We start from the raw sequence: 22,332 nt of genomic DNA, 5'->3' as shown, positions 1-22,332 counted from the left end.
CCGATCAGGAGCCCAGGGTCGAGCGGATGGCCTGGTAGCACAGGTTCATCAGCGCGGCCGGGAAGAAGCCCAGCACGATCACGGCGGCGCCGTTCAGCGTCAGCATCGAGCGCAGGCCGGCGGTCGCTTCCAGCTGCTCTTCGCCAGCCGGCTCATCGAAGTACATCAGCTTGACGATGCGCAGGTAGTAGAACGCGCCGATCAGCGAGAACATCACCGCCACCACGGCGAGCCAGCTCATGCCAGCCTTGATTACCGCGTCCAGCACGGCCAGCTTGGCGTAGAAGCCCACGGTCGGCGGGATGCCGGCCAGCGAGAACATCATCACCAGCATCAGGAAGGCGAACCACGGGTTGCGGCGCGACATGCCCTTCAGGTCTTCCAGCGTCTCGGCCTCGAAGCCCTTGGTGGTGCGCAGCAGGATGATGCCGAAGGTGCCCAGCGTGGTCAGCAGGTAGGTCACCGAATAGAACATCGCCGAGCTGTACGCATCGGCGGCGCCGTCAGCCTTGTTGGCCACCACGCCCGACAGCAGGCCCAGCAGCACGAAGCCCATGTGCGAAATGGTCGAGTACGCCAGCATCCGCTTCAGGTTGGACTGGACGATGGCGGTCAGGTTGCCGATCGCCAGCGACACGATCGACAGCACCACCAGCATCATCTGCCAGTCATTGGCCAGCGGCAGCAGGCCTTCCACCAGCACGCGGATAAACAGCGCGAACGCGGCAACCTTCGGGCCGCCCGCGATCAGCAGCGTCACCGCGGTCGGCGAACCCTGGTAGATATCCGGGATCCACATGTGGAACGGCGCGGCGCCCAGCTTGAACGACAGGCCGGCGACGATGAACACCACGCCAAAGGCCAGCATCGTGGTATTGACGCGGCCCGACTCGACCACGCGGAACACCTCGCCCAGGTTCAGCGAACCGGTGGCGCCGTACATCATCGAGATGCCGTACAGCAGGAAGCCCGAAGCCAGCGCGCCCAGCACGAAGTACTTCATGGCCGATTCCGAGGTCACGCGCGATTCACGGCGCAGCGCCACCAGCGCGTACGACGACAGCGACAGCAGTTCCAGGCCCAGGTACAGGGTCAGGAAGTTGTTGCCGGTGATCATCACGATCTGGCCGCCGAGCGTGAACAGCGCGAGCTGGTAGAACTCGCCGGCGAACATGTTGCGATCGGCCAGGTAGCTGCGCGTATAGACCAGCGTGACAAACAGGCCGGCGGCGCAGAACGCCGACAGCACGTTGGCCATCGGGTCGATCACCACCAGGTTGGAGAACGCGTAGTGCGTCTCGCCGCTGGCGGCGTTCAGGCCGAACCATACGGTCAGTACCAGGGTGGTCAGCAGCGACAGCGGATAAGCCACGCTTTGCTTGCCCCTGCCGCGTGCAAGGTCGATCCAGTTGACCGCGCCAATGGCGATCGCCAGGAAGATAATCGGCGCCACGGGGGCGAGTGTCGAGGACGGTTGCATAATGATTTCTCTCCCCGCTTACAGCTTGGACTGCGCCGCGTGCTGCAGCAGGTTGACCACGGACGGGTGCATCGCGTCGGTAAAGGGCTTCGGGTGCAGGCCCATATACAGCGTCATGATGGCCAGCAGGCCGAGCATGACGAACTCACGCTTGTTCAGGTCGACCAGCTCGCGCACGTGCTGGTGCACGACGTCGCCGAAGATCACGCGCTTGACCATCCACAGCGAATAGGCAGCGCCGAAGATCAGGGCGGTGGCAGCCAGCAGGCCGATCCAGAAGTTGAACTTGACGGCGCCCAGGATCACCATGAATTCACCGACGAAGCCCGAGGTAGCCGGCAGGCCGCAGTTGGCCATCGCGAAGAACACAGACAGCGCGGCGAACTTCGGCATGGTGTTCACCACGCCGCCGTAGTCGGCGATCTGGCGCGAGTGCACGCGGTCATACAGCACGCCGATGCAAAGGAACATGGCGCCCGAGATAAAGCCGTGCGAGATCATCTGGATGATGCCGCCTTCAACGCCGATATCGCTGAAGATGAAGAAGCCCAGCGTGACGAAGCCCATGTGGGCGATCGACGAGTACGCCACCAGTTTCTTCATGTCGGCCTGCACCAGCGCCACCAGGCCAATGTAGATCACGGCGATCAGCGAGATCGTGATGATGAACGGAGCCAGGTAGTGGCTCGCGTCAGGCGCGATCGGCAGCGAGAACCGCAGGAAGCCGTAGGCGCCCAGCTTCAGCATGATGGCGGCCAGCACCACCGAACCGCCGGTCGGCGCTTCCACGTGGGCGTCGGGCAGCCAGGTGTGCACCGGCCACATCGGCACCTTGACCGCGAAGGCGACGAAGAAGGCAATGAAGATCGCGATCTGCTCGTTCATCGACAGCTTGGCCTGGTGCCATTGCAGGATGTCGAACGTGCCGGTCTTGTTGTACAGGTACAGCAGCGCGACCAGGGTCAGCAGCGAGCCCAGCAGCGTGTACAGGAAGAACTTGAAGGCCGCGTACACACGGTTCGCGCCGCCCCAGACGCCGATGATGATGTACATCGGGATCAGCGTGGCTTCGAAGAACACGTAGAAGAGCATGCCGTCGAGCGCGCAGAACACGCCGACCATCAAGCCGGACAGGATCAGGAACGAGGCCATGTACTCGGCCACGCGCTCGGTGATCACTTCCCAGGCCGAGATCACCACGATCACCGTGATGAATGCGGTCAGCACCACGAACCACATCGAGATACCGTCGACGCCCAGCAGGTAATGGATGTTGAAGCGCTCGATCCAGTTCGCCTTTTCGATGAACTGCATCGCCGCGCTGGCACGGTCGAAGTGGAATACCAGCGGCAGCGTCACGACGAAGCTGGCGATCGAGCCGAACAGCGACATCCACCGCACGAAGCCCGGGCTGCGGTCCGAGCCGAAGGCCAGGATCAGCAGGCCGAAAAAGACAGGCAGCCAGATTGAGAAAGACAGAACCATTTCTATGTTTTCCTTACTTGGTGCCTATCACTTGGTGCCGATCACACCGGTGACCGTCAGCGTCAGCAGCACCAGCATGCCGACGATCATCGCAAATGCGTAGTGGTAGATATAGCCCGACTGCAGGTAGCGGCTGGCCGAAGCGAACGAAGCCACCACACGCGCCGCGCCGTTGACGAACAGGCCGTCGATCACGCTCTGGTCGCCGCCCTTCCACAGGCCGGTACCGAGCAGGCGTGCGCCGCGGGCGAACACGGCCTGGTTGATGGCGTCCATGTAGTACTTGTTGTCGAGCAGCTTGTACAGGCCCGAGAAGCGGTTCGCGATAGCCTCGGGGATATCCGGGCGCTTCATGTAGAAGAACCACGACAGCACGACACCGGCAATGGCCAGCCACAGCACGGGCGTGGTCAGCGAGTGCAGCGCCATCGGCACCCAGCCGTGGAAGGCTTCCTTCAGCTCGGCCATGGCGTGGTGGTTCTCGCCGACGAAGATCACGTCCTTGAACGCGACGCCCATCTTGAAGAAGTTGCCGAACAGCATCGGCTCGATCGCGATGGCGCCGATGATCACCGACGGAATCGCCAGCAGCACCAGCGGCAGCGTCACCACCCACGGCGACTCGTGCGGCTTCTCGCCGGCGGACAGGCCATGGTGGTGGTCGAGCGAGACTTCCTCGTCCTCGTGGTCGCCCTCATGGTGCTGGTGCGCATGGTTCTGGCCCCAGCGCTCCTTGCCGTGGAAGACCAGGAAGTACATGCGGAACGAGTAGAACGCGGTCACAAACACGCCAGCCAGCACGGCGTAGTAGGCAAAGCCCGAACCGGCGATATGCGACTCGGCCACGGCCTCGATGATCGAGTCCTTGGAGTAGAAGCCCGCGAAGAACGGCGTGCCGATCAGCGCCAGCGAACCCACCAGCGAGGTGATCCAGGTGATCGGCATGTACTTGCGCAGGCCGCCCATGTTGCGGATGTCCTGGTCGTGGTGCATGCCGATGATGACCGAGCCCGCGCCCAGGAACAGCAGCGCCTTGAAGAAGGCGTGGGTCATCAGGTGGAACACGGCCACCGAATAGGCCGACGCACCCAGCGCCACGGTCATGTAGCCCAGCTGCGACAGCGTCGAGTAAGCGACCACGCGCTTGATGTCGTTCTGGATGATGCCCAGGAAGCCCATGAACAGCGCGGTGATGGCGCCGATCACCAGCACGAACGACAGCGCGGCGTCCGACAGCTCGAACAGCGGCGACATGCGCGCGACCATGAAGATGCCGGCCGTCACCATCGTTGCCGCGTGGATCAGTGCGGAAATCGGGGTCGGGCCTTCCATCGAGTCAGGCAGCCAGACGTGCAGCGGGAACTGCGCCGACTTGCCCATCGCGCCGATGAACAGGCAGATGCACGCGACGGTGATCATCATCCAGTCGGTGCCCGGGAAAACCACGGTAGCCAGCTGGTCACGCGCGGCGAATACTTCGGTGTAGTTCATGCTGCCGCTGTAGGCCAGCAGCAGGCCGATGCCCAGGATAAAGCCGAAGTCACCGACACGGTTGACCAGGAACGCCTTCAGGTTGGCGAAGATCGCGGTCGGGCGCGTGTACCAGAAGCCGATCAGCAGGTACGACACCAGGCCCACCGCTTCCCAGCCGAAGAACAGCTGCAGGAAGTTGTTGCTCATCACCAGCATCAGCATCGAGAAGGTGAAGAGCGAGATGTAGGCAAAGAAGCGGTTGTAGCCGGGGTCTCCGTCCATGTAGCCGACGGTGTAGATATGCACCATCAGCGAGACGAAGGTCACCACGACCATCATCATCGCGGTCAGCGAGTCGACCAGGAAGCCGACCTCCATCTTCAGGTCGCCGATGGCCATCCACTCGTACACGGTGCCGTTGTAGCCGGCGCCGTTCATCACGTCGAGCAGCACCATCACCGACAGCACGAAGGAAATGGCCACGCCCAGGATGGTCGAGGTGTGGGCCACGATCCGGCCGCCGCGCGACTCCGAGGAAAACAGGCCAAAGAACTTGGTACCGAACAGGCCGGCGATCGCTGAGCCGGCTAGCGGCGCCAGCGCGATCGCGAGCAGCAGGTTGGGGTTGAGCGTGGTTGCCATAGGACGCTTATTGGTGTGCGGTCGGTGAGTCTTGGTTATCTGCGTAGTGCGGCACGGATCAGTACTTCAGGGTGTCCATGTCGTCCACGTTGATCGTATCCAGGTTGCGGAACAGCACGACCAGGATTGCCAGACCGATTGCCGACTCGGCGGCGGCCACCGTAAGGATGAAGAAAACGAAAACCTGACCAGCCAGGTCGCCCAGGTAATGCGAGAAGGCGACAAAGTTGATGTTCACCGCAAGCAGCATCAGTTCGATCGCCATCAGCAGCACGATCACGTTCTTGCGGTTCAGGAAGATGCCGACGATGCTGATCGCAAACAGGATCGCACCGAGCACGAGGAAGTGGGCGAGAGAGAGCACAGCGTTTCTCCGGGCTTTAGTTCTTATTGGCGGCAGCCGCGGCTTCCGTCTGCGGGTTCTGGACATCGGCCTGCATCGGCACCAGGCGCACGCGCTCGTCGCGGCGGGTGCGCAGCTGCGCCGACACGTCCTGGGCCTTGGTGTCCTTGCGGCGGCGCAGGGTCAGCGCCACGGCGGCGATGATGGCCACCAGCAGGATGATGCCGGCCACTTCGAAGGCGTAGATGTAGTCGGTGTAGATCAGCTTGCCGAGCGCGGCGCTGTTCGAGTAGCCCGGCTCCTGCGAACCGCTGGCGGCCACCGGCGTGGTGGTGCCGATGAAGTTGCGCACCAGCACGATCGCCATCTCGGCAATGATCAGCGCGCCCACCACCGAGGCCATCGGCACGTAGGTCCAGAAGTCGCGGCGCAGGTGCTCGATGTCGATATCGATCATCATCACCACGAACAGGAACAGCACCATCACCGCGCCGACATAGACCAGCACCAGCAGGATGGCGAGGAATTCCGCCTTGAGCAGCATCCAGATCGCGGCTGCCGTGAAGAACGACAGCACGAGGAACAGTGCGGAATGCACCGGGTTCTTCGCAGTGATGACTTTCAGTGCGGAGAGCACCAGCACCAGCGCAAAGACATAGAAGATGGTGGTCGTGAGTTCCATGGTTCCTATCGGATCCTCTCAGGGCCGTCCGGCACAAGCCTTCCCCTTCGGGTGGCCCGCTCCTGCGGCATCCTTGCTTTGGCCCCTCGCATTGGAGGGACCGTATTCAAATTCGGTGGCAGAAGCAGCCAGGTCTGTTACTGGTGGCCGCCCTGCCGTTTGGCGCATGCGCCGGTCAGCGATACTTGGCGTCGGCAGCCTTGGCCGCCGCGATCTGCGGCTCGTAGCGGTCGCCCACTGCCAGCAGCATGTCCTTGGTGAAGTACAGGTCGCCGCGCTTCTCGCCGTGGTACTCCAGGATCTGCGTTTCCACGATGGCGTCGACCGGGCAGGCCTCTTCGCAGAAACCGCAGAAGATGCACTTGGTCAGGTCGATGTCGTAGCGGGTGGTGCGGCGCGTGCCATCGTTGCGCACGTCCGACTCGATGGTGATGGCCAGCGCCGGGCACACCGCTTCACACAGCTTGCAGGCAATGCAGCGCTCTTCGCCGTTCGGATAGCGGCGCAGCGCGTGCAGGCCACGGAAGCGCGGCGAGATCGGCGTTTTCTCTTCCGGGAACTGGACAGTGATCTTGCGCGCGAAGAGATAGCGGCCGGTCACGGCCATGCCCTTGAAGAGTTCCTTCAGGAGCAGGCTGTTGAAGAAGTCCTTGATGGCGAGCAGCATGACGATTGCTTCCTAGTATTTCCAAACGGTGCGTGCCGCGGCACACACTGTCCTTTGGCCGTTCAATGCCAGATGTTCCAGGGCGACTTGATCCAGATCGCCACGATGATCAGCCACGCCACGGTCAGCGGAATGAACACCTTCCAGCCCAGGCGCATGATCTGGTCATAGCGGTAGCGCGGGAACGAGGCGCGGAGCCAGATAAAGACCGACAGCAGCAGGAAAACCTTGATCAACAGCCAGAAGAAGCCGGGGACCGCGTTGGTGATCACGCTCGAGAACGGAGGTGCCCAGCCGCCCAGGAACATCAACGAGGTCATCGCCGAGATGATGATCATGTTGATGTATTCGGCCAGGAAGAACAGCGCGAAGCCCATGCCCGAATATTCGATCATGTGGCCGGCCACGATCTCCGACTCGCCTTCCACCACGTCGAACGGGTGGCGGTTGGTTTCGGCCACGCCCGAGATGAAGTAGACACCGAACATCGGCAGCAGCGGCAGCCAGTTCCACGACAGGATGTTGATGCCCATGTCGGCGAAGTAGCCGGTGTTCTGGCCGTTGACGATGGCCGACAGGTTCAGGCTGCCGGCAACCATCAGCACCGTCACCAGCGCGAAGCCCATGGCGATTTCATACGACACCATCTGTGCCGCGGCACGCATGGCGCCGATAAAGGCGTACTTGGAGTTCGAGGCCCAGCCGGCCAGGATCACGCCGTAGACGCCGACCGAGCTGATCGCCATCACGTACAGCAGGCCGGCGTTGACGTCCGCCATCACCACATCGGCCTGGAACGGAATCACGGCCCAGACCGCGACGGCAGGCATCAGCACCATCAGCGGCGCGATCAGGTACATGCCGCGGCTGACCTGCGTCGGCATCATGACTTCCTTGAGCAGCAGCTTCAGCACGTCGGCGATCGGCTGCAGCAGGCCGAGCGGGCCGACGCGGTTCGGGCCCAGACGCACGTGCATCCAGCCGATCAGCTTGCGCTCCCACAGGATCAGGTAAGCCACGCACAGCAGCAGGGGCACCACGATCAGCACGGCGCGGATCAGGATCCACAGCGGCGTCCAGTACGCGCCCAGTACGCCCTGCCCTTGCGAGGTAATCCAGTCAATCATGTCTTCTTCTCGCTCTTGTTCTTACGCCGTGGCCACGGCGCCGGCTTTGGCCGGTGCCAGGTCGATGGCCTTCTCTACGGTGACCGTGCCGAACATGCCGCCCAGGCCCATGGCCGCCGGCGTTGCCGCCGGCACGCGCACGGTGTTGGCCGGCAGCGTGGCTTCGAGCACGGCCGGCAGCACCACGCTGCCCTGCCCTTGCGTGACGCGGACCGGGTCGCCCGACTGGATGCCCAGGCGCGCAAACAGGTCGGCCGGCAGCGCGATCTGCATGGCGCGGCGCGCGGCAGCGGTCAGCTGCAGCGAGTCGGCGCGGCGCACGATCGGGTCGGCGTGGTAGATCGGCACGTCGGCGATGCGTTCGATGCCGTTGGCGGCAGCGGCGGCAACGCGGATCGGCGCGTCGGTGGCATTGTCCAGCTGTGCCTCGACCGGGGCCGACAGCACTTCGGCACGGACCGACTCGGCGGTTTCGTAGTCGAAGCCGGCAACGTCCAGCAGGTTGCCCAGCACGCGCAGCACCTTCCAGCCCGGACGCGACTCGCCCAGTGCGCGAACCACGCCGTTGAAACTCTGTGCCTTGCCTTCGCAGTTGACGAAGGTGCCCGAAGTTTCGGTGAACGGCGCTACCGGCAGGATCACGTCGGCGTACTGCATGGCAGCTTCCGAACGGAACGGCGACAGCACCACCACCGTGTTGGCCTGCGACAGTGCAGCCAGGGCCTTGCCCGGATCGGCGGTGTCGAATTCCGGCTCGGTGTTCAGCAAGATGTAGGCCTTGCGCGGCGTGTCCAGCATTGCCTGCGCGTTGGCGCCGCCTTGCTTCGGCAGCGCGCCTGCGACGTAGCCGCCGACGGTGTTGGCCGCTTCGGTCAGGAAGCCCAGCGTCGCACCGGTTTCGGTGGCGATCCACTGTGCCAGCGCATGCAGCGCCGAGAACTGCGGATGACGCACGGCCTCGTTGCCGAGGAACACGGCACGGCGCTCGCCCTGCAGCAGCGCTTCCGCCACCTTGGCGGCGGTGTCGCCACCATCGAAACCATCGGTGCCGGCCGGGGCGGCGACGCCCTTGGCGGCGGCCACGGCACGGGCCACGCCGGCGAGCGCGGCAGTCCAGCCGGACGGCGCCACGTCGATGCGGGTCGCCGGCATCAGCAGGTCTTCACCGCCGGCACCCAGCACGGCCACGCGGGCGCCCTTCTTGGTCGCCTGGCGCAGGCGCGAAGCCAGCAGCGGATGATCCTTGCGCAGCGACGAGCCGATTACCAGCACGCGTTGCAGCGCGGTGACGTCAGCCACCGGCAGGCCGAGCCACGGCGCGCCCTTCAGCGCGGCCGAGAAGTCGGACTGGCGCAGGCGGAAGTCGACGTTGTCGCTGCCCAGGCCACGCACCAGCTTGCCCAGCAGGAACAGTTCTTCCAGCGTGCTGTGCGGGCTGGCCAGCGCGGCGATCTGGTCGGCGCCATGCTCGCGCTTGATGCCAGCCAGGCCATTGGCCACGTATTCCAGCGCGGTCTGCCAGTCGGTTTCCATCCATTCGCCGCCCTGCTTCAGCAGCGGGCGGGTCAGGCGGTCGGCACTGTTCAGGCCTTCATACGAGAAGCGGTCCTTGTCAGAGATCCAGCACTCGTTGATGTCTTCGTTTTCCAGCGGCAGCACGCGCATCACGCGCTGGTTCTTGGTCTGCACCACCAGGTTCGCGCCAAGGCCGTCGTGCGGCGAAACCGACTTGCGGCGGGCCAGTTCCCAGGTGCGGGCCGAGTAGCGGAACGGCTTGCTGGTCAGCGCGCCGACCGGGCACAGGTCGATCATGTTGCCCGACAGTTCCGAGTCAACCGTCTTGCCGACGAAGGTGGTGATCTCCGAGTGCTCGCCGCGGTTGAGCATGCCCAGTTCCATCACGCCGGCCACTTCCTGGCCGAAGCGCACGCAGCGGGTGCAGTGGATGCAGCGGGTCATCTCCTCCATGGAGATCAGCGGGCCCACGTTCTTGTGGAACACCACGCGCTTCTCTTCCTTGTAGCGCGACTCCGAGGCACCGTAGCCCACGGCCAGGTCCTGCAGCTGGCACTCGCCGCCCTGATCGCAGATCGGGCAATCCAGCGGGTGGTTGATCAGCAGGAATTCCATCACGGACTTCTGCGCCTTGACTGCCTTCTCCGAATTGGTGAAGACCTTCATGCCGGGGGTCACCGGCGTGGCGCAGGCAGGCAGCGCCTTCGGGGCCTTCTCGACCTCGACCAGGCACATGCGGCAGTTGGCCGCGATGGACAGTTTGCGGTGGTAGCAGAAGTGCGGGATGTAGGTGCCCAGCTTGCGGGCCGCTTCCATCACCAGGCTGCCCTCAGCAACCTCAACCTTCTTGCCGTCGATCTCTAGTTCAACCATGTTCTGCCACGCTTAGATGTAGGCCGGAACCATGCACTGCTTGTGTTCGACGTGATATTCGAACTCTTTCCAGTAGTGCTTGAGCATGCCGCGGACCGGCATCGCCGCGGCATCGCCGAGCGCGCAGATGGTGCGGCCCATGATGTTTTCCGCGACGTTGTTGAGCAGGTCCAGGTCTTCCTGGCGCCCTTCTCCGTGTTCGATGCGATTGACCATGCGATACAGCCAGCCGGTGCCTTCGCGGCACGGCGTGCACTGCCCGCACGATTCCTCAAAATAGAAGTACGACAGGCGCAGCAGCGAGCGGACCATGCAGCGCGTCTCGTCCATCACGATCACCGCGCCCGAGCCCAGCATCGAGCCGGCCTTGGCGATCGAGTCGTAGTCCATGTCGGACGCCATCATCAGGTCGCCCGGCACCACCGGCGCGGACGAACCGCCCGGGATCACCGCCTTGATGCGCTTGCCGCCGCGCATGCCGCCGGCCAGTTCCAGCAGCTTGGCGAACGGCGTGCCCAGCGGGATCTCGTAGTTGCCGGGACGCTCGACATCGCCGGAGACCGAGAAGATCTTGGTGCCGCCGTTGTTCGGCTTGCCCAGCTTCAGGTAGTTCTCGGGACCGACGGCCAGCAGGAACGGCACCGCGGCGAAGGTCTCAGTGTTGTTGATGGTGGTCGGCTTGCCATACAGGCCGAAGCTGGCCGGGAACGGCGGCTTGAAGCGCGGCTGGCCCTTCTTGCCTTCCAGCGATTCCAGCAGCGCGGTTTCCTCGCCGCAGATGTAGGCGCCATAGCCGTGGTGGGCGTGCAGCTGGAAGCTGAAGCCCGAGCCCAGGATGTTGTCGCCCAGGAAGCCGGCAGCACGCGCCTCTTCGAGGGCTTCCTCGAAGATCTTGTACTCGTTCCAGATCTCGCCGTGGATGTAGTTGTAGCCCACGGTGATGCCCATCGCGTACGCGCCGATGGCCATGCCCTCGATCAGCGAATGCGGGTTGTAGCGGATGATGTCGCGATCCTTGAACGTGCCAGGCTCGCCTTCATCGGTGTTGCAGACCAGGTACTTCTGGCCCGGGAACGTGCGCGGCATGAAGCTCCACTTCAGGCCGGTCGGGAAGCCCGCGCCGCCGCGGCCACGCAGGCCCGAGACCTTGACGTCGGCGATCACCTGCTCGGGCGGGATCTTTTCGGTCAGGATGCGCTTCAGTTGCTGGTAGCCGCCACGCTTGACGTAGTCTTCCAGGTGCCAATTCTTGCCGTCCAGGCCGGCCAGGATCAGCGGCTGGATATGGCGGTCGTGCAGACTGGTCATGTTACTTGCCCCCCTTGGCGGCTTCAGCCTTCAGCTCGTCGACAAGCGCGTCGAGCTTGTTGTCGCTCATGAAGCTGCACATGCGGGTGTTGTTGACGATCATCACCGGCGCGTCGCCGCAAGCGCCCATGCACTCGCCCTCTTTCAGGGTGAAGCAGCCGTCAGCGGTGGTCTCGTTGTAGTCGATCCCGAGCTTGCGCTTCAGGTACTCGCCAGCGCGCTCGCCACCCGACAGGGCGCACGGCAGGTTGGTGCAGACGGCGAGCTTGAATTTGCCCACCGGCTTGGTGTCGTACATGTTGTAGAAGGTCGCCACCTCTTCCACCCACACGGGCGGCATCTCGAGGTAGTTGGCGACGAACTGCATGACTTCGGGGGAAACCCAGCCCACCTCGCCCTGTGCCACGGCAAGCGCCGCCATCACGGCCGACTGCTTCTGGTCGGCCGGATACTTCGCGATCGCGCGATCGATTTCCTTGAGAGCTTCTGCTGATAGCATGGTCATTGCAGTAAAACGGCGGAGGCAGCGCCACTGGGCGTCCATCCGCAGGTTTGCAGCCGTCGCTGCCGTTCCGCCGGCGGGCCTTAGGCCTTGCCGGTCCGCCGCGGGTCTTCCGGGCCGCTCCGCTCGGCGGAGCACCTCGGAAAGCGCCCGGATCGTCGTCCGGGCCGGCGGTCCGTGATTAGCGGTCGATCTCGCCGAAGACGATGTCTTGCGTGCCGATGATCGTTACCGCGTCAGCAATCATGTGTCCCTTGGCCATTTCGTCCAGCGCGGCCAGGTGCGGGAAGCCAGGCGCACGGATCTTCAGGCGGTACGGCTTGTTCGCGCCGTCCGAGATCGCGTAGATGCCGAACTCGCCCTTCGGGTGCTCCACCGCTGCATACGCTTCGCCTTCGGGCACGTGGATGCCTTCAGTGAACAGCTTGAAGTGGTGGATCAGTTCTTCCATGTTGGACTTCATGTCCACGCGCGAGGGCGGCGCCACCTTGTGGTTATCGGTGATCACCGGGCCCGGGTTGCGGCGCAGCCATTCGATGCACTGCCTGATGATGCGGTTGGACTGGCGCATCTCTTCCACGCGCACCAGGTAGCGCGCGTAGCAGTCGCCGCCCACGCCCACCGGCACGTCGAAGTCCATCTTGTCGTAGACCTCGTACGGCTGCTTCTTGCGCAGGTCCCACTCGATGCCCGAGCCGCGCAGCATCGGGCCGGTAAAGCCCATCTGCATCGCACGTTCCGGGCTGACCACGCCGATGTTGACCAGGCGCTGCTTCCAGATCCGGTTGTCGGTCAGCAGCGTCTCGTACTCGTCGACGTACTTCGGGAAGCGGTTGGTGAAGTCCTCGATGAAGTCCAGCAGCGAGCCCGAACGCGCTTCGTTCATCGCCTTGATGGCGCGCTCATTGTGGATCTTCGAGGCACGATATTGCGGCATCGTGTCAGGCAGGTCGCGGTAGACGCCGCCCGGACGATAGTAGGCCGCGTGCATGCGCGCGCCCGACACCGCCTCGTACATGTCGAACAGGTCTTCGCGCTCGCGGAAGGCGTACAGGAACACCGCCATCGCGCCAACGTCGAGAGCGTGCGCACCGATCCACATCAGGTGGTTCATGATGCGGGTGATCTCGTCGAACATCACGCGGATGTACTGCGCGCGGACCGGTACTTCCAGGCCCAGCAGGCGCTCGATCGCCATCACGTAGGCATGCTCGTTGGACATCATCGACACGTAGTCGAGACGGTCCATGTAGGGCACGCTCTGGATCCAGGACTTCTGTTCGGCCAGCTTCTCGGTGGCACGGTGCAGCAGGCCGATGTGCGGGTCGGCGCGCTGGATGACTTCGCCGTCCAGCTCCAGCACCAGGCGCAGCACGCCGTGTGCGGCCGGGTGCTGCGGGCCGAAGTTCAGGGTGTAATTCTTGATGTCTGCCATGGCGCGTTCTCAGTGCTCCAAACCGCCGTACTTGTCCTCGCGGATCACGCGCGGCGTGATTTCGCGCGGCTCGATCGTGACCGGCTGGTAGATGACCCGCTTCTGTTCGGGGTCGTAGCGCATTTCGACAAAGCCGGAGACCGGGAAATCCTTGCGGAACGGGTGGCCGACGAAACCGTAGTCGGTCAGGATGCGGCGCAGGTCCGGGTGGCCGTCGAACACGATGCCGTAGAAATCGAAGGCTTCGCGCTCGAACCAGTTCACCGAGTTCCACACGTCGATCAGGCTGGCCACCACCGGGAAATCGTCATCCGGGGCGAACACGCGCAGGCGCAGGCGCCAGTTGTGGGTAATCGACAGCAGGTGCGAGACGGCGGCAAAGCGCGGGCCGTCCCAGGCGCCGTCGCCGAAGTCGGAATAATCCACGCCGCACAGGTCGATCAGCTGCTCGAAGCGCAGCGAGGGATCGTCGCGCAGGATGCGGGCGGCTTCCAGGTAGTCGTCGGCCTTGACGATCAGCGTCAGTTCGCCGGTCGCCTCGATCAGTTTCTGCACGCGCTTGCCGAGAGCCTTCTCGAGCGCGGCCTTCAGGATGTCGAGCTTCGCCATTTCAGCCCTTGCGCGCGATGGTGTTGGTACGCTTGATCTTGTTCTGCAGCTGGATCACGCCGTAGATCAGCGCCTCGGCCGTCGGCGGGCAGCCCGGCACGTAGATATCCACCGGCACGATCCGGTCGCAGCCACGCACCACCGAGTACGAATAGTGGTAGTAGCCGCCGCCGTTGGCGCACGAGCCCATCGAGATCACCCAGCGCGGTTCCGCCATCTGGTCGTAGACCTTGCGCAGCGCGGGGGCCATCTTGTTGCACAGCGTGCCGGCCACGATCATCACGTCCGACTGGCGCGGCGACGGGCGGAACACCACGCCGAAGCGGTCCAGGTCATAGCGCGCCGCGCCGGCATGCATCATTTCCACGGCACAGCAGGCCAGACCGAAGGTCATCGGCCACAGCGACCCGGTGCGGGTCCAATTGATCAGCTTGTCAGCGGTAGTCGTGACAAAGCCTTCGTTGAGAACGCCTTCGATTGCCATTTCACATCACTCCCAATCGAGCGCGCCCTTTTTCCAGATGTAGACGAAGCCCACGATGAATTCCAGCAGAAACACGCCCATGGCGATGAAACCCGGCCAGCCGATATCCCTCAGGGCAACACCCCAGGGAAACAGGAAGGCGGTTTCGAGATCGAACAGGATAAAAAGGATGGCGATGAGGTAGTAGCGCACGTCGAACTTCATGCGCGCATCCTCGAATGCTTCGAAGCCGCACTCGTACGGCGACAGCTTCGCGGGATCGGGCTTGTTCGGACCGAGGATCCGACCAATCGACATCAGTGCCACGCCGAGCACGACACCGAAGATGATGAAGATGAGAACGGGGAAGTAGGCTTCGAGATTCAAGGTACGGCCAGCCTTATCTGGAATGTTGTCAACAGCACCAGCTGAAGCGGCGTCCTGTTGCCCACCCCAGGCGCTAAGCCACGAGAATCATGGCGCGCCGCCTTGCGGACTGCCGGAGTCCCACGCTCGGGTGCATTGCCCGGCCAGGGACTCCGATCAAGTTGTTTGGTGCCGACGGCGAGACTCGAACTCGCACAGCTTTCGCCACTACCCCCTCAAGATAGCGTGTCTACCAATTTCACCACGTCGGCTGGGGGAGAAACAATATTGCCTGGCGCCGGGTTTTCAGGCCCTTCAGGACTCTCGCTGGGGCGTTTGCCTTCGCTTAAGCCCCATCGCTGGGGAATCGTTTCAAGCCTTGCATTCTAACCTAAATTTCTTGCTTTGTTCAACGCACAACTGCAAAAAAACTCAGGAATCCGCCGCAAGGCAATCGGATTATTTCGGTACAGCGGGACCTGCGGGCGCCGAAGCGTCAGCAGCGGCGGCCGGGGCAGCGGCCGGGGCCGATGCGCCTGCCGTGGCCGGTGCCGAGGCCGGGGCGGCACCCATCACGCCCAGCGACGCAGCGGGCTTGTAGTTGCCCAGCAGCGTCAGCGCCAGCGTGCACACGAAGAACAGCGTGGCCAGCACGGCGGTGGTGCGCGACAGGAAGTTTGCCGAGCCGGTGGCACCGAACAGGCTGCCCGAGGCGCCCGAGCCGAATGCCGCGCCCACATCGGCGCCCTTGCCATGCTGGATCAGCACCAGGCCAATCACGCCCAGGGCCGACAGCACCTGCAACACCACCAACAAAGTCTTGAAGATTGCCATTTGATTTAAATAAGCGTTACTTGCCTGGTTACTTCCTGATCGAAACGAACCGAACGATCGGAACGGCCGGCATTCAGGCGTTGCCGATCGCGAGAAAATCTTCCGACTTCAGCGAGGCGCCGCCAATCAGCCCCCCGTCGATATCGGCCATGGAAAACAGTTCGGCCGCATTGTCGGGCTTGACGCTGCCGCCGTACAGGATGGCCATGCGCTGCGCCACGCCGGCGTCGCGCGCCGCAACCTTGGCGCGCAGGAAAGCGTGCACGGCCTGCGCCTGCGCGCTGGTCGCGGTCTTGCCGGTACCGATCGCCCAGACCGGCTCGTAGGCCAGCACCACGCGGCTCAGCTGCTCCGCCGACAGCGCGTCCAGCACTGCCTGCAGCTGGCGGCCGACGACGGCCTCGGTCTGATCGGCCTCGCGCTCGGCCAGCGTTTCGCCGACACAGACCACGGGGACGATACCGAATTCCAGCGCGCGCAGCGCCTTGGCAGCCACAACCTGGTCGGTTTCGCCATGGTAGGTGCGGCGCTCCGAGTGGCCGACCAGGGCATAAGTGCAGCCGAACTCACCCAACATCGAGGCAGCAACCTCACCGGTGAAAGCGCCACGCGCTTCGGCCGAGACATCCTGTGCACCCCAGGACACTTGCGAGCCGTTCAGCAGCGCCTGGCATTGTGCAAGATAGGGGAACGGTGCGCACACCGCCAGCGACGCACGCGCCACGCCGCCCTTGATCCCCTCCAGCAGCGCCGCGTTCGCAGCCAGGCTGCCATGCATCTTCCAATTGCCGATGACGAGCTTTTGTCTCACGAGGTGCCCCTCCAAAATCAAACCCGCTATTGTAGCGTGTGGCAGGGGCGGGGGCTACCGCCGCCCGACAACGGCGGGCGGCGGCATTTTGTTGCGTGACTTCGGCGCCGTCAGGCGGCGCACGGCATCACCAGGTCAGCACGATCTTGCCGATATGCTCGCTCGACTCCATCAGGCGGTGCGCGTCGGCGGCCTGCGCGGCCGGAAAGACCTGGTGGATCACCGGCTTGATCTTGCCGCCGGCCAGCAGCGGCCACACCTGCTCGTGCAGCGCCGCGGCGATCTTGCCCTTGAACGAGGCCGGCCGCGGACGCAGCGTCGAGCCGGTCACGGTGATGCGGCGGCGCAGGATATCGCCGAGCGGGATCTCGGCCTTGGCGCCGCCCAGCAGCGCAATGATGACGATGCGGCCATCGTCGGCGATGCACTTGAGCTCGCGCGCCAGGTACGGGCCGGCGACCATGTCGAGGATCACGTCGACGCCCTTGCCGCCGGTCAGCGCGGCCACCTCGGCAACGAAATCCTGGGTCTTGTAGTTGATCGCGCGATCGGCGCCCAGGTCCTCGCAGGCCTTGCATTTTTCATCGGTGCCGGCGGTGACGAATACCTTGAAGCCCAGCGCCTTGGCGATCTGGATCGCGGTGGTGCCGATGCCGCTGGAGCCGCCCTGGATCAGCAGCGTTTCATCCTTGCCACGCGGGCCGTGGCCCAGGTAACCGCGGTCGAACACATTGCTCCACACCGTAAAGAAGGTCTCCGGCAGCGCGGCGGCTTCGATATCGCTCAGGCCATCGGGCGCCGGCAATACCTGCGCCAGCGGCGCGGTGCACAACTGCGCGTAGCCGCCGCCCTGCACCAGCGCGCAGACGCGGTCACCCACCTTGAGGCCGAAGCGGTTGTCGGCATGCGACAGGTCGCCACCGACCACCACGCCCGCCACTTCCAGGCCAGGCAGGTCCGACGCGCCCGGCGGCACCGGATAGTTGCCGGTGCGCTGGAATACGTCCGGGCGGTTCACGCCGGCGGCGGCCACGCGGATCAGCACCTCGCCCGGGGCGGGCACCGGATCGGGCCGCTCGGTCAGCTGGAGGACTTCGGGGGCGCCGTATTCGCGGATCTCGATGGCTTGCATGCTTCTTTGCTCCTTGTCTTTGCTCGGTGTGAGCGTTGGCTCGATGGGGGCTCGATGGGTTGCCGCAGTGTAAACAAAAAAACGGCCGGGCATCGCCCGGCCGTTTTTCCGCGGCACCGCCTTGCGGCGGCACCTGTGGGACATTACTGCCCCGCTTACTGCTGCTGCTCCGAGCCGCCGGCCGGTGCTGCCGGGGCAGCGCCTTCGCCAGCGTTGATCGGGCTGATGCTGCCGCCCTCTTCGGCCAGCGCGGCCTTCAGCGACAGGCGCAGGCGGCCCTTCTCGTCGGCCTGGATCAGCTTGACGCGGACCTGCTGGCCTTCCTTCAGCCAGTCCTTGATGTCCTTCACACGCTCGTTGACGATTTCCGAGATGTGCAGCAGGCCATCCTTGCCCGGCAGGATGTTGACGATGGCGCCGAAGTCCAGCAGCTTCAGCACGGTGCCGTTGTAGATCTTGCCCACTTCGGCTTCCGCGGTGATGCCCTCGATGCGGCGCTTGGCTTCGGCCATGCCTTCGGTCGAGGTCGAGGCGATGGTGATGGTGCCGTCTTCCTGGATGTCGATGGTGGTGCCGGTTTCCTTGGTCAGCGCCTGGATGGTCGAGCCGCCCTTGCCGATCACTTCGCGGATCTTGTCCGGATGGATCTTCATGGTGATCATGCGCGGTGCGTGCTCCGACAGCTCGGTGCGGGCGTGGCCCATGGCTTGCTGCATGTTCGACAGGATGTGCAGGCGGCCTTCCTTGGCCTGCGCCAGCGCGACCTGCATGATCTCCTTGGTGATGCCCTGGACCTTGATGTCCATCTGCAGCGCGGTGATGCCGTTGTCGGTACCCGCCACCTTGAAGTCCATGTCGCCCAGGTGATCTTCATCGCCCAGGATATCGGTCAGCACGGCGAACTTGTTGCCTTCCAGGATCAGGCCCATGGCCACGCCGGCCACGTGCGCCTTGACCGGAACGCCGGCATCCATCAGCGCCAGGCAGCCGCCGCAGACCGAAGCCATCGACGACGAACCGTTGGATTCGGTGATTTCCGAAACCAGGCGGATGGTGTACGCGAACTCATCGTCCTTCGGCAGCACCGGGATCAGTGCGCGCTTGGCCAGGCGGCCATGGCCGATTTCGCGGCGCTTCGGGCTGCCCACGCGGCCGGTTTCACCGGTGGCGAACGGGGGCATGTTGTAGTGGAGCATGAAGCGGTCGCGGTATTCGCCGGCCAGCGCGTCGATGATCTGCTCGTCGCTCTTGGTGCCCAGCGTGGCCACCACCAGCGCCTGCGTCTCGCCGCGGGTAAACAGCGCCGAGCCGTGCGCGCGCGGCAGCACCGACGAACGGATCTCGATCGGGCGCACGGTGCGGGTGTCGCGGCCGTCGATGCGCGGCTCGCCGTTCAGGATCTGGCCGCGGACGATCTTGGCTTCCAGGTCGAACATGATGTTGCCGACTTCCACCTTGTCGGCTTCCACGCCGGCTTCGGCCAGTGCGGCGGCCACGTTGGCCGTCACTTCCTTCAGCTTCTGGCTGCGGGCCGACTTCTGGCGCAGCTGGTAGGCCTCCTGCAGCAGCGGCAGCGCGACTTCGGTGACCTTGGCGATCAGCGGCTCGTTCTTGGCGGCCGCGGTCCAGTCCCACTCGGGCTTGCCGCCTTCGCGCACCAGTTCATGGATGGCGTTGATGGCGGTCTGCATCTGCTCGTGGCCATAGACCACGGCGCCCAGCATCACGTCTTCCGAAAGCTGGTTGGCTTCCGATTCGACCATCAGCACGGCGCGCTCGGTGCCGGCGACCACCAGGTCCAGGTCCGAGGTGGCGATCTGCGAGCGGGTCGGGTTCAGCAGGTACTGGCCGTCCTTGTAGCCCACGCGCGCGGCGCCCACCGGGCCGCTGAACGGGATGCCCGACACGGCCAGCGCGGCCGACGCGCCGATCAGCGCGGGGATGTCGGCCGGCACTTCCGGGTTCAGCGACACCACGTGCACCACCACCTGCACTTCGTTGTAGAAGCCTTCCGGGAACAGCGGACGCAGCGGACGATCGATCAGGCGCGAGGTCAGGGTCTCGTTTTCCGACGGACGGCCTTCACGCTTGAAGAAGCCGCCGGGGATCTTGCCGGCCGCGTAGGTCTTCTCGATGTAGTCGACGGTCAGCGGGAAGAAATCCTGGCCCGGCTTCGGGTTCTTGGCGGCGACCACGGTCGCCAGCACCACGGTGTCTTCCACATCGACCAGCACGGCACCGCCGGCCTGGCGGGCGATTTCGCCGGTTTCCATGCGGACCTTGTGCTGGCCCCACTGGAATTCCTTGACGACCTTGTTGAACATGGACATGTGCATTCCTTGTCTTGCGTGCACGCCGCGATCACTGCTTGCGATCGTTGCGCAGCGTGCCACGCCTGCGTTCTCAGCCGCAGGCTAACTGCCGGAGACAGCTGCAGTCGCAGGGAAGTGCTATGCCATTCCAGCGCGGCACTGTTGCCGATGCCGCGCTGGAATGACACAAAGCCCCGTTTCCTTGGCCGGTCCGGATACTAAAACCAGAAAAAAGAACAACTTACTCCGTTGCGCGCCTTGCCGCAACGGGGTCCGGCGAATCGAAATCCTCGCCGGAAGCAGTGAAGCGAAAATCACTCCAACCACCTGCAGCATTCCCGGCCGGCGCGGAATCGCCCGGCCAGAAAAGCAAAATGCCTGCCCCAGCAATGCTGAAGCAGGCATCCAGGCCTCACGCGAAACCGTGCAAACCCAGGAATCGCGCTGCCATCGTACGCAACCTCTTGCGCAAGCTTACTTGCGCAGGCCCAGCTTTTCGATCAGGGCGCGGTAGCGGTCGGCGTCGTTGGACTTGAGGTAGTCCAGCAGGCGGCGGCGGCGGCTCACCATGCGCAGCAGGCCGCGGCGGCTGTGGTGATCCTTCATGTTGGCCTTGAAGTGCGGGGTCAGTTCGTTGATGCGGGTGGTCAGCAGGGCCACTTGCACTTCGGGGCTGCCGGTGTCGTTGGCGCCACGGGCGAACTGCTTGATGACTTCGGACTTGTTGATATCGGCGACTGCCATGATGATTTCCTTTCACTTGCGACCGCCACAGCGCGGGATGCGCCGCATGCGTCGTGTCACGGATTTGCCGCCATCCGGCCAGGGGCCAGTCGACGACAGCCGCGCATTATAGCCGAAAATGCGCGCGAGGAGAATCGCAACCGCGGAGCCTGCCGGGGCTCAAGGGCGCTCCATCCGGCACGTGGTCGGCAGCGTGGTCTGCGCCGCCTTCAGCTTGCGCACGGTGCGGAAGCCGTAGCCCGAGCCCTCGTTATCGAAACGCACCGCACCGCCCTGCTTGTCCATCACGGACACATAGAGCGGCTGCAGTACCTGGTGGTCCTCCGCGCGGACGGTGGCCTCATGGAAATCGTTGACGTAGCGCATGTTCTCCAGCGCCCGCGCCACCTTGACCGCATCGGTGGTGCCCGCTTTCTCGATGGCGCGCGCCAGCATTTCCACCATCATCTGCATGCGCAGATGCACGTAATCGTCCTTCGGCTCGGGGTAACGCGCGCGGAACTGCTGGTAAAACGCATCCGAGGCAGCGCCACCCACGTTCGGGTGCCATTCGGCCACGGCCAGCACGCGGCCGACGCCGGCATCGCCCATTGCCGCGGGCGCCCCCAGGCCGTTGCCGTAGAAGGTGTAGAACTTGGCCTGCAGCCCGCCCTCGCGCGCGGCCTTGACCATCAGGGTCAGGTCATTGCCCCAGTTGCCGGTGATGACCGCGTCCGCGCCGCTTGCCTTGATCTTGGCGATATAGGGGGCAAAATCCTTGATCTTGCCGATCGGATGGAATTCGTCGCCGACGATCTGGATGTCCGGTCGGCGCGCGGCCAGCATCTCGCGCGCCGAACGCGCCACCTGGTGGCCGAAGCTGTAGTCCTGGTCGATCAGGTAGACCTTGCGCACGGACTGGTCCTGCCGGATCACCTCGGTCAGCGCCTGCATGCGCATGTCGGCGCTGGCGTCGAAACGGAAATGCCAGAAGCTGCAGTTCTCGTTGGTCAGGCTGGGATCGACCGCCGAATAGTTCAGGAACAGCACGCGCGCATCGGGCTGGCGCGCATTGTGGCGGTTGATGGCAGAAACCAGTGCGCCCGCCACGGCCGAGCTGTTGCCCTGCAGGACGAAGGGAATGCGCCGGTCGGTCAGCGCGCGCAACTGGATCAGGCTTTCGTCGACATTGCCCTTGCTGTCGAATGTCACCAGCTCGAAGAGCCGCGCGCCCTCGGCGGTCTTGACGCCGCCGCGGGCATTGACGCGCTCGATCGCCAGGCGCAGGTTGCGCGCCACCGCCTCGCCCGCGTTGGCGAACGGGCCGGAAAGGCCGTCGATCATCCCCAGCCGGATCGGCTCCTGCGCGGACGCGCCTGCCGGCACAACCGCCGCCACTGCCAACAACAAGCCACCCAGCCAACCTCGCAACCGCGCCACACCCTGCATAGTCTCTCCCGGAAAGCGGTGGATGGTACGGCAGCACGCCGGTAGTGCGCAAATCACGGCCGCCTCCACTGCATCTGCCGCGATTCGCGTCGAATGCCGTC

General features: G+C 64.3%; 20 protein-coding genes and 1 tRNA gene. All 21 read right to left on the bottom strand.

Annotated features, from left to right (window positions below; translation table 11 throughout):
- Positions 1 to 4 precede the first annotated feature (4 nt).
- The 21 genes from nuoN to E0W60_RS15435 all read right to left on the bottom strand — a co-directional run bounded on the left by nuoN (position 5) and on the right by E0W60_RS15435 (position 22,231).
- A complete protein-coding gene (gene nuoN / locus E0W60_RS15535; protein WP_133094171.1) occupies positions 5 to 1,480 on the bottom strand; it encodes an NADH-quinone oxidoreductase subunit NuoN in 1,476 nt (491 codons plus the stop codon).
- A gap of 18 nt (positions 1,481 to 1,498) precedes the next feature.
- On the bottom strand, positions 1,499 to 2,965 hold the full coding sequence (locus E0W60_RS15530; RefSeq protein WP_135704884.1) for an NADH-quinone oxidoreductase subunit M: 1,467 nt from the start codon (positions 2,963 to 2,965) through the stop codon (positions 1,499 to 1,501).
- A 27-nt stretch (positions 2,966 to 2,992) separates the two neighbouring features.
- Positions 2,993 to 5,080 carry an NADH-quinone oxidoreductase subunit L gene (gene nuoL / locus E0W60_RS15525; RefSeq protein WP_133094169.1) on the bottom strand — a complete coding sequence of 696 codons (2,088 nt, stop codon included), beginning with the start codon at positions 5,078 to 5,080 and terminating at the stop codon, positions 2,993 to 2,995.
- A 58-nt stretch (positions 5,081 to 5,138) separates the two neighbouring features.
- The gene (nuoK, locus tag E0W60_RS15520) at positions 5,139 to 5,444 is read right to left on the bottom strand and encodes an NADH-quinone oxidoreductase subunit NuoK (protein ID WP_029044763.1); all 306 of its coding nucleotides are present in this window, start codon (positions 5,442 to 5,444) and stop codon (positions 5,139 to 5,141) included.
- Between the two features lie 16 nt (positions 5,445 to 5,460).
- Positions 5,461 to 6,105: an NADH-quinone oxidoreductase subunit J gene (locus tag E0W60_RS15515; protein ID WP_135704883.1), complete on the bottom strand. Its 645-nt coding sequence runs from the start codon at positions 6,103 to 6,105 to the stop codon at positions 5,461 to 5,463.
- Between the two features lie 175 nt (positions 6,106 to 6,280).
- Positions 6,281 to 6,772, bottom strand: coding sequence for an NADH-quinone oxidoreductase subunit NuoI (gene nuoI, locus E0W60_RS15510; RefSeq protein ID WP_042884667.1), 492 nt, complete (start codon positions 6,770 to 6,772; stop codon positions 6,281 to 6,283).
- Positions 6,773 to 6,834: 62 nt separating this feature from the next.
- Positions 6,835 to 7,899, bottom strand: a complete 1,065-nt coding sequence (nuoH, locus tag E0W60_RS15505) for an NADH-quinone oxidoreductase subunit NuoH (protein WP_135704882.1) — start codon at positions 7,897 to 7,899, stop codon at positions 6,835 to 6,837.
- Between the two features lie 21 nt (positions 7,900 to 7,920).
- Complete coding sequence (nuoG, locus tag E0W60_RS15500) at positions 7,921 to 10,287, bottom strand: NADH-quinone oxidoreductase subunit NuoG (RefSeq protein ID WP_133094166.1); 2,367 nt, start codon at positions 10,285 to 10,287, stop codon at positions 7,921 to 7,923.
- Between the two features lie 12 nt (positions 10,288 to 10,299).
- A complete protein-coding gene (nuoF, locus tag E0W60_RS15495; protein WP_133094165.1) occupies positions 10,300 to 11,595 on the bottom strand; it encodes an NADH-quinone oxidoreductase subunit NuoF in 1,296 nt (431 codons plus the stop codon).
- Between the two features lies 1 nt (position 11,596).
- Complete coding sequence (gene nuoE / locus E0W60_RS15490; RefSeq protein WP_133094164.1) at positions 11,597 to 12,094, bottom strand: NADH-quinone oxidoreductase subunit NuoE; 498 nt, start codon at positions 12,092 to 12,094, stop codon at positions 11,597 to 11,599.
- Between the two features lie 184 nt (positions 12,095 to 12,278).
- Positions 12,279 to 13,532 carry an NADH-quinone oxidoreductase subunit D gene (locus tag E0W60_RS15485; protein ID WP_135704881.1) on the bottom strand — a complete coding sequence of 418 codons (1,254 nt, stop codon included), beginning with the start codon at positions 13,530 to 13,532 and terminating at the stop codon, positions 12,279 to 12,281.
- Positions 13,533 to 13,541: 9 nt separating this feature from the next.
- A complete protein-coding gene (locus E0W60_RS15480; protein WP_133094162.1) occupies positions 13,542 to 14,141 on the bottom strand; it encodes an NADH-quinone oxidoreductase subunit C in 600 nt (199 codons plus the stop codon).
- A gap of 1 nt (position 14,142) precedes the next feature.
- On the bottom strand, positions 14,143 to 14,625 hold the full coding sequence (locus E0W60_RS15475; RefSeq protein WP_011297145.1) for a NuoB/complex I 20 kDa subunit family protein: 483 nt from the start codon (positions 14,623 to 14,625) through the stop codon (positions 14,143 to 14,145).
- A gap of 6 nt (positions 14,626 to 14,631) precedes the next feature.
- Entirely contained in the window at positions 14,632 to 14,991 is a 360-nt protein-coding gene (locus E0W60_RS15470) for an NADH-quinone oxidoreductase subunit A (protein ID WP_010809131.1), read from the bottom strand.
- 166 nt (positions 14,992 to 15,157) lie between these two features.
- Positions 15,158 to 15,242 (bottom strand) — tRNA-Leu (locus E0W60_RS15465).
- A 187-nt stretch (positions 15,243 to 15,429) separates the two neighbouring features.
- Entirely contained in the window at positions 15,430 to 15,804 is a 375-nt protein-coding gene (secG, locus tag E0W60_RS15460) for a preprotein translocase subunit SecG (RefSeq protein WP_133094161.1), read from the bottom strand.
- A 73-nt stretch (positions 15,805 to 15,877) separates the two neighbouring features.
- Positions 15,878 to 16,615: a triose-phosphate isomerase gene (tpiA, locus tag E0W60_RS15455; RefSeq protein ID WP_133094160.1), complete on the bottom strand. Its 738-nt coding sequence runs from the start codon at positions 16,613 to 16,615 to the stop codon at positions 15,878 to 15,880.
- Between the two features lie 127 nt (positions 16,616 to 16,742).
- Complete coding sequence (locus tag E0W60_RS15450; RefSeq protein WP_135704880.1) at positions 16,743 to 17,747, bottom strand: NAD(P)H-quinone oxidoreductase; 1,005 nt, start codon at positions 17,745 to 17,747, stop codon at positions 16,743 to 16,745.
- A 155-nt stretch (positions 17,748 to 17,902) separates the two neighbouring features.
- Positions 17,903 to 20,077, bottom strand: a complete 2,175-nt coding sequence (gene pnp, locus E0W60_RS15445) for a polyribonucleotide nucleotidyltransferase (protein WP_133094158.1) — start codon at positions 20,075 to 20,077, stop codon at positions 17,903 to 17,905.
- A gap of 456 nt (positions 20,078 to 20,533) precedes the next feature.
- Positions 20,534 to 20,803, bottom strand: a complete 270-nt coding sequence (rpsO, locus tag E0W60_RS15440) for a 30S ribosomal protein S15 (RefSeq protein WP_010809136.1) — start codon at positions 20,801 to 20,803, stop codon at positions 20,534 to 20,536.
- Positions 20,804 to 20,962: 159 nt separating this feature from the next.
- Positions 20,963 to 22,231, bottom strand: coding sequence for a branched-chain amino acid ABC transporter substrate-binding protein (locus tag E0W60_RS15435; protein WP_135704879.1), 1,269 nt, complete (start codon positions 22,229 to 22,231; stop codon positions 20,963 to 20,965).
- Between the last annotated feature and the right edge of the window lie 101 nt (positions 22,232 to 22,332).

This window comes from Cupriavidus oxalaticus (genome assembly GCF_004768545.1).
Taxonomy (GTDB): Bacteria; Pseudomonadota; Gammaproteobacteria; order Burkholderiales; family Burkholderiaceae; genus Cupriavidus; species Cupriavidus oxalaticus_A.
Note: the sequence above shows the minus strand (reverse complement) of the source record. Positions and strands in the feature narration are given on the sequence as shown.